Origin of the sequence: Aeromonas sp. QDB11, assembly GCF_027705265.1 — a bacterium.
Lineage (GTDB): Bacteria > Pseudomonadota > Gammaproteobacteria > Enterobacterales > Aeromonadaceae > Aeromonas > Aeromonas allosaccharophila.
Genome location: NZ_JAPDBM010000026.1, coordinates 54,106 through 61,436 on the forward strand (window position 1 = coordinate 54,106; position 7,331 = coordinate 61,436).

The 7,331-nt window shown below is 62.1% G+C and carries 6 protein-coding genes; all 6 read right to left on the reverse strand.

Translation table 11 applies throughout. The annotated features are described in order from the left end of the window. Positions 1 to 3 precede the first annotated feature (3 nt). On the reverse strand, positions 4 to 2,880 hold the full coding sequence (locus tag OKC40_RS10920; RefSeq protein WP_270795205.1) for a formate dehydrogenase subunit alpha: 2,877 nt from the start codon (positions 2,878 to 2,880) through the stop codon (positions 4 to 6). A gap of 23 nt (positions 2,881 to 2,903) precedes the next feature. After that, on the reverse strand, positions 2,904 to 3,107 hold the full coding sequence (locus tag OKC40_RS10925) for a transcriptional initiation protein Tat (RefSeq protein WP_005303194.1): 204 nt from the start codon (positions 3,105 to 3,107) through the stop codon (positions 2,904 to 2,906). Positions 3,108 to 3,208: 101 nt separating this feature from the next. After that, positions 3,209 to 3,826 (reverse strand): TorD/DmsD family molecular chaperone, encoded by a 618-nt coding sequence (locus OKC40_RS10930; protein ID WP_075114851.1) that lies wholly within the window; start codon positions 3,824 to 3,826, stop codon positions 3,209 to 3,211. Positions 3,827 to 3,836: 10 nt separating this feature from the next. Continuing rightward, entirely contained in the window at positions 3,837 to 5,558 is a 1,722-nt protein-coding gene (locus OKC40_RS10935; RefSeq protein ID WP_270795207.1) for a 4Fe-4S binding protein, read from the reverse strand. Between the two features lie 103 nt (positions 5,559 to 5,661). Continuing rightward, complete coding sequence (locus OKC40_RS10940) at positions 5,662 to 6,261, reverse strand: DUF3306 domain-containing protein (RefSeq protein WP_270795209.1); 600 nt, start codon at positions 6,259 to 6,261, stop codon at positions 5,662 to 5,664. Further along, positions 6,254 to 6,820: a DUF3305 domain-containing protein gene (locus OKC40_RS10945; RefSeq protein WP_270795211.1), complete on the reverse strand. Its 567-nt coding sequence runs from the start codon at positions 6,818 to 6,820 to the stop codon at positions 6,254 to 6,256. The genes OKC40_RS10940 and OKC40_RS10945 overlap by 8 nt, the downstream gene beginning before the upstream one ends. Positions 6,821 to 7,331: the final 511 nt, after the last annotated feature.

A 7,331-nucleotide genomic window follows, 5' to 3' on the forward strand; every position in this document is an offset into this window, starting at 1 on the left:
GGGTCAGGCTCCTACTTTGCGAAAACGGCACAGGGTGACCTTGGTCTCCTGCATCTGGGTGACAGGGTCATAACCATAGGTGGTGACTATGTTGACCGACTCCCCCAGCACATAAGGGTCAGACCCTTCCGGATATTTGGATCGCAGATCCTTGCCCTCGAAGTGGCCGCCGAAGTGGAACGGCATAAAGGCGAGCCCCGGCTTGACCCGCGGGGTCACCAGCGCCTTGACCTTGACCCGGCCCCCTTCCGGCCCCTCGACCCACACATCCTGACCATCTTGCACGCCAACATCGTTGGCATCCGCCGGGTTGATCTCGACGAACATCTCCTGCTGCAGCTCGGCGAGCCAGGGGTTGGAGCGGGTCTCGTCGCCGCCTCCCTCATACTCCACCAGACGGCCGGAGGTGAGGATGATCGGGAACTCCTTGCTGACGTCCTTCTCCTGCACAGAGGCGTACTGGGTCGGCAGGCGCCACAGACTCTTCGAATCAGGCCAGGTGGCGTAGTCGGCCAGCAAGTCGCGGCGCGGGGTGTAGAGCGGCTCGCGGTGCTTGGGCACCTGATCCGGGAAGGTCCACACCACGCAGCGCGCCTTGGCGTTACCGTAGGGGACGAAGCCGTGCTTGATGGCGACCCGCTGGATACCGCCGGAGAGATCGGTCTTCCAGTTCTTGCCCTCGGCCTCTTTCTTCTCGGCCTCGGTCAGCTCATCCCACCAGCCAAGCTGTTTCATCAGGTCGGCAGTGATCTCGGGATAGCCGTCTTCCACCTCACTCCCTTTCGGCCAGGAGTCTTCGGCGAGCAGCGAGACGCCCTGATACTCGATGCCGAAACGTGCGCGGAAACCACCGCCCCCTTGCGAGACCGGAATGCTGGTGTCGTAGAGGATGTGGCTGCCTGGGTGCTTCATCTCCGGGGTGCCCCAGCAGGGCCAGGGCAGACCGTACACTTCGCCACTGACCGGGCCACCCTCGGCCTTGAGGTTGGTCTTGTGGAAGGTGTGCCAGTTCTGCTGGTGCGCCTTGAGCCGCTCCGGGCTCTGGCCGGTGTAACCCACACTCCACATGCCGCGGTTGTATTCGCGGGTGATGTCTTCCAACAGCGGCTGGTTATTCTCCACCTTGATGTGCTTGAACAGCTGGTCGGCAAAGCCAAGCTTCTTGCTTAGCAGATACATGATCTCGTGATCGACCTTGGATTCGAACAGAGGCTCAATCACCTTATCGCGCCACTGCATGGAGCGGTTGGTGGCGGTGACGGAACCATAGGTCTCGAACTGGGTGGTGGCCGGCAGCAGGTAGACGCCGTCGGTACGATCGTTCATGACGGCAGCGACGGTGGGATACGGGTCGACAATCACCATCATGTCGAGCTTTTGCATCGCCTTCTTCATTTCCGGGCCGCGAGTCTGGGAGTTGACCGCATGGCCCCAGTAGAACATGGCGCGGATGTTGGAACCCTGCTCGATCAGATCGGCGTTCTCCAGCACACCATCCACCCAGCGGGAGACCGGAATGCCGTTATTGTTCATCGGCAACTTGCCGTTGTAGGCCTTGTTGTCGAAACGTGCCTTGATCCACTCGTAATCCACATTCCACACCCGGGCCCAGTGCTTCCAGGAGCCCTCTTCCAACCCGTAGTAACCGGGCAGGGAATCGGAGGTGACGCCAAAGTCGGTGGCTCCCTGCACGTTATCGTGTCCGCGGAAGATGTTGGTGCCCGCCCCACTCTTGCCCACGTTGCCGAGAGCCAGTTCGAGGATGCAGTAAGCGCGGGTATTGTTGTTGCCGGTGGTGTGCTGGGTGCCCCCCATGCACCAGACCACGCAGCCGGGGCGGTTGTCGGCCAGCAGCTTGGCGGCGCCATAGACCTGCTGCTCGTTGAGGCCGGTCACCCGCTCCACTTCGGCCGGAGTCCAGCGCGCCACCTCTTTTTGCACCTCGTCCATGCCATAGACGCGGGTGCGGATGAACTCTTTATCTTCCCAGCCGTTCTTGAAGATGTGCCAGAGCATGCCCCAGATAAAGGCGACGTCGGTGCCCGGGCGCAGGGAGAGGTACATGTCCGCCTTGGCGGCGGTGCGGGTGCGGCGCGGGTCGACCACCAAAATCTTGCAGCCGTTGCGCTCTTTCGCCAGCAGGATGTGCTGCATGGCGACCGGGTGGGCCTCCGCCGGGTTGGAGCCGATAAACATGATCGACTTGCTGTTGTGCATGTCGTTCAGGCTGTTGGTCATGGCGCCGTAGCCCCAGGTGTTGGCGACGCCAGCGACCGTGGTGGAGTGGCAGATCCGCGCCTGGTGATCCACGTTGTTGGTGCCCCAAAGCGACGCCATCTTGCGAAACAGGTAGGCCTGCTCGTTGGAGTGCTTGGCGGAGCCGAGCCAGTAGACGCTGTCGGGGCCGGACTCCTTGCGAAGGCGCAGCACCTCGTTGCCCACCTCTTCGATGGCCTGATCCCAGCTGATGCGCTGCCACTTGCCGCCCACCAGCTTCATCGGGTACTTGAGGCGACGCTCACCGTGGCCATGCTCGCGCAGGGCCGCCCCCTTGGCACAATGACCGCCAAGGTTGAAGGGGTGATCAAAGGCCGGTTCCTGACCGGTCCAGACGCCGTTCTGCACCTCGGCATAGACGCCGCAACCCACCGAGCAGTGGGAACAGATGGTACGCTTCACCTCGACCGGTACCCCGGCCGCCACGGTTTTGGCCTCGGCCCGCTGCATCATGGCAGGGGCCAGCCAACCGGCGGCCACGGCGCCACCGGCTACCAGACCCGAGTTGACCATAAAGGCGCGGCGGGTCAGCCCCTGACCGCGAATGGCCTCATTGCCCTGCTCGCCCGCCTGGGGCTGCTCGGCACGTTTTGTCAGTTTCATGCGTTCTCCTTCACTGATCCGGCTCAGTCAGTGCCGCGCAGGGTGCGATAAAAGTCGTGAACATGGGGGGTCTCCCGATAGCCCTTGTCAGGCTCGGTGTCGTGGGTCAGCACCTCTTTGCCCACCACCCGACCGGTGGCACCGGCCAATACGCCTATGGTGGCGACCACGCCAACTCCCTTGATCAGATTGCGGCGGGACGGGTCTTTCAGCTGTTCATCGCTCATTCTTGTGACCTCTGTTGTTGTTCTTGCTGGCGCCTGCGCGCCAGCTTCGCGTCCAATGGGATATCTCGTCTGCTCGTTTTGTTATGCGCAGATAGGGGCGTTCAGCCCGGCACCACGCAGGCGCCAAACGGCAGGCGCAATTCGTTTTCCAGCTTGAAGAAATCCTCGGCAAGGGCACCGACCGCCCGATAGAAGCTGCCCCCTTTCGCCTGTTGCTGATCGCGGCAGCAGGCGAGTACCCAAGGGGCAAGGTGGCGTTCATAGAAGCGGTTGCGCTCCGGGTGCTGCTCGGCAATCAACACCGCCATCACCTCACAGAGGGCGGCGAGATGATCTTCCGGCTCGCACACTCCGCTCTGGCGCTCAAAACCGAGGGACTGCAGATCTGCGCGCAGCACCGCCAGCGGCAGCTCCATCAAAGAGCCGGTGAGATACCAGGAGGCAAACGGCACAATCTCTCCGCGCCCCAGCCCGATAAAGAGATCCTGATACTCCTCGGCAAGCTCGTTTTCGTGGTGGCTACTGGCTGCCAGCTGCACCAGACCCAGCCCTCTGGCAAAGGGGCCCGGCATCGGCTGCAACCCTTGCAGCCAGGCGAGCTGTTCGCCACGGGGGGCGGCGCGCCAGAGGCTTGCCAGCAGGGCGTAGAGATCGGCGCTGCTCTGTTCCAGTTCGGTCATGGTCAGTTCGCCAGCCTTTTCGTTATGTTGTTCACTCATCACTGGCCCCTCATACCTTGAGCTGGGAGACGGGATCCGCCGCCAGCGCTGCAAACACATCCTTGACCCGACAGTCCTCGCACATCAGCAGCCGCTGGGCGGCCTCGTTCTGGAAGTGGGAGTGACCGGCCAGTTTTTGCTGGATGCGGCGGATCATCGAGGCGGGCGCGAACGGTTTGGAGCAGCGAATGCAGCAGGCCGCCTCTTCGGCTTTGAGGCTCTGCACGGCGCAGCGCGCCTCGGGCACGGGTTGCAGGCGGGGCATCAGTACGATGGCCTGCTCGGGGCACGCCTTTTCACACATGCCGCACTGGATGCAATCCTGCTCGATAAAGTTGAGGCCCGGCGCATGACCCACCGCATGCAGGGCGCGGCTCGGGCAGACCGCCACGCAGCCCATGCAGAGGGTGCAGTCAGCTTCTTTCAGCTCCACGCTGCCGTATGGAGCGCCATGGGGCACCGCCAGCGGCTCGCGGTTCCCTTCGTTGGCCTGCCAGAGGGCATCGAAGGCGGCAAACAGGTTTTCCCGTTTGTCCCCTTTGAGCGGCTTCTCCAGCAGGGCAACGGTTGGCTGGCCGGAAACAGGCTCACCAGCATCTGCGTCAAATAGAGCGATGCGATCGGCAGAGAGACCGGCACCCGCCAGCAGCACGGCGGCGCTGGCCAGCTCCCGCTCAACCAGCGCCCGCACACTGGCGGGGGCATAGCCACCCAGCGCAATGCGCACCGCACTGGCGCCATAGGCAAGGGCGGCGAACCAGCTCTCGATGCCTAAACTCGCGCTCTCCTCCACCCAGACCGGCAGCCAGTTGGCGGGCAGACGGGTGAGTTCGGCTTCCACCCATTCGCGCTCGCTTTCACCGGCGATCAGCAGCTGGGGCGCGTCGCCCCCCGCCTCGCGGTAGTGCTTGAGCAGGCGCAGCAGGTAGTCGCCGCTGGTGTTGGCATCGGGCTGGTGATAGGCAATCGCCCCGGTCGGACAGGCCGAGGCACAGCTACCGAAGCCCTGACAGAGATGGGGATCGATCTGGATGCGCCCATTGATGGGCTTGAGGGCATCGGTCGGACAGACATCGAGGCAGCGGCTGCAACCGGGAACGCCGCGGGCAGTGAAGGCGCAGGCCTCGGGGTCGAGACGAAAATAGCGCGGCTTGTCGAAGATGCCGGTGAGAGCGCAGAGCTCGGCGAGTCGTTCGGCCAAGTCAGCGTCATCGGCCAGATGCAGATAACCCACCGGCGGGCGCTCCAGCGCAAACAGCGGCGAACGGCCCAGATCGGCCACCAGATCGAAGCGCGGTTCGCTACCAACATTCGCTTGTTGTGGAAAACAGAGCGCAGCCAGATTTACCCGCTCCCCCTGTCCATTGAGGCCGGTGAGCTGGAACTGGCCGAGATACCCTGTCAGGCCCGGTTCGCGCAAGGTCAGGGCCACGAGGGATGCGGTGGCATCGAAAATGGTTTCGAGATCTGCCGCCTCGGCATCGTGGACCGCTTCGGTCACCAGCAGGGTGGGCTTCACCCCGGCAGGCAGCAGACTGGCCGCGCGGCGAATGCGATCTTCCGGGCCGACCAGCAGCAGGCGCCCCTGGCTCTGGTAAGAGACAGTGGCCGGGATCAGGTTGTCGGTCTTGACCGTATGCTGCAGGGCATAGGCGCGCGCGTTATGCGCGGCCGCCCCCGCCCTGGGGGCCAGATTTGGGCTCAGATTTGGCAATGTTTGTTCAGTGCTCACATACGCTCCTGTGCGCGCCACCTCATGGGATGGGCGCTTGTTGGTAAGCCGAGAGAGCAAGAGGCGAGCCAACTCCCCCGGGAAAAAAGTGACTGACAGGGAGTCAGGATCCTGAGGGTTCCATTCCCTCACCCTTGGTTGGGACATTTTGTCCACCAGAGGAAACCAAAATGTCCCGATCGTTGGTGGGGGTTTGAGAATGGTTATCAGCCAGCCCTTGCGGCTCGGCGGCAGGTTCGCTGACAACCACAAGTGGTTCAGCGGATCCGCTGGCCGGATTGGCCGATTCGCTCTCCGGAGCGGTCACCTGATCCACCAGCCAGTTGCGCAGCCCGGCGGTCAGGGCCGCGGGCAGCAATTCGGGCTGGCTGAAATCCTGGGTGTAATCGTCGAGCCCATCCGGCTTGTGGCTGCGAAACATGGCCCGCAGCGCCTCCTTGTCGGGGAGTGCAGGCTTCTCTGAAGGGGCCGTTTTGGGCTCTGATCCGCGCGGCTCAGCTCCTTCGATGGAGAGCGGAACATCGCTCCCCTTGTCAGTGCTGACTACGGGGCTATCCTGCGTATTATCTGGATTTTCAGCTTCGCCACTGCCTTCGATGGGGGCGGCAACCGCCTCAGGGATAACCTCTTCCCGTGGCTGCAATGCCTGATGCTTGCGCGCCTCGCTCTTGCGAGACGACCAGCGTTTGAGGAACTCACTCATGGGCGCGATTTCCGCTGTCGCTGCCACGCTCGCGGCCATCGGGGCCGGTGGCCTTAACGGCGCCGCAGCTGGCTTGATCCTGGCTATCGACACCCAGCTGATCCTGCGCCCGTCCCTTGCCCTTCTTGCCCTTGCGACGGGCCTCCAGCAGCTCGCCGTGGCGACCGATAAAGGCCTCCACCCAGGCTTGCAGCGCCTCGGGCAGCGGGCAGGAGAGCACCTGCCGCTCGCCATCCATATAGGCGGCGGCCACGGTCTGACTCAGGGTCAGGCCATCGGCTACAAAGCCATTGTCCACGCGGCTTCCGGTGACAGTTCCGGTAACAAAAAGGCGGGGCGAGCCAGAGCTCAGGTTGAAGCGATAATCCCCCCGCTCATCGCGAAACAGGGTAAGGGGCAAGGCACCGGCAGCCTCAGGCTCGGCGGGATGGAGCGCCGCAATCTCGAAACGGCGGCTCTGCCAGCGGCCAACCTGACTGTCGATGGCCTTTAACTCCAGTTGCAGCCAGCGCTGCGGCGGCAAGGGTTTGGTTGTGTCTTGCACTGTCACGGCTCCCATCAGAAGGTCTCTGCCGGGCCGCCCTCCCCTGTGATTCGTCCCTGTCGGGGCGGATCAAGGCGGGACATTCAGGGCGGCCACGGCCATCAATGGGATAAGACTTAGCAAGAGTGGGGCCACAATTATTTATACTGCCCCAACAAAATAAGAATAAAAATAGGCATATTTGTGATCTTTTTTTTACGGAAATGACATAGAAATAACAGTACCAGCAATGTACTTTTCAAACCATTGGATAGACTGATACATACATGGCAGTAATCTATGCCATGAAAAAATCAATGTCAGTGAGGTGTGATATGAAATATCAAGACATTCGTAGTCAATTAAAAACCGGTGATATATCCGACATTCCGCACCTGATTTAGGAATAAATTTGCCGATAGCGCTCACCCAATACCTCCAAAATGATCTGCTGGTCTCCTGTTAGCTCAGTTACTTGTGGCGGAGCTTCTCCCAGTCGATATTCATGGATGCCACCAAAGCGCAAAAAGATCCAACGGGCCGTCGG

Coding starts and splice junctions, on each gene's coding strand:
- OKC40_RS10920 (WP_270795205.1), bottom strand. CDS start 2,880: ATGAAACTGACAAAACGTGCCGAGCAGCCCCAGGCGGGCGAGCAGGGC.
- OKC40_RS10925 (WP_005303194.1), bottom strand. CDS start 3,107: ATGAGCGATGAACAGCTGAAAGACCCGTCCCGCCGCAATCTGATCAAG.
- OKC40_RS10930 (WP_075114851.1), bottom strand. CDS start 3,826: ATGAGTGAACAACATAACGAAAAGGCTGGCGAACTGACCATGACCGAA.
- OKC40_RS10940 (WP_270795209.1), bottom strand. CDS start 6,261: ATGAGTGAGTTCCTCAAACGCTGGTCGTCTCGCAAGAGCGAGGCGCGC.
- OKC40_RS10945 (WP_270795211.1), bottom strand. CDS start 6,820: ATGGGAGCCGTGACAGTGCAAGACACAACCAAACCCTTGCCGCCGCAG.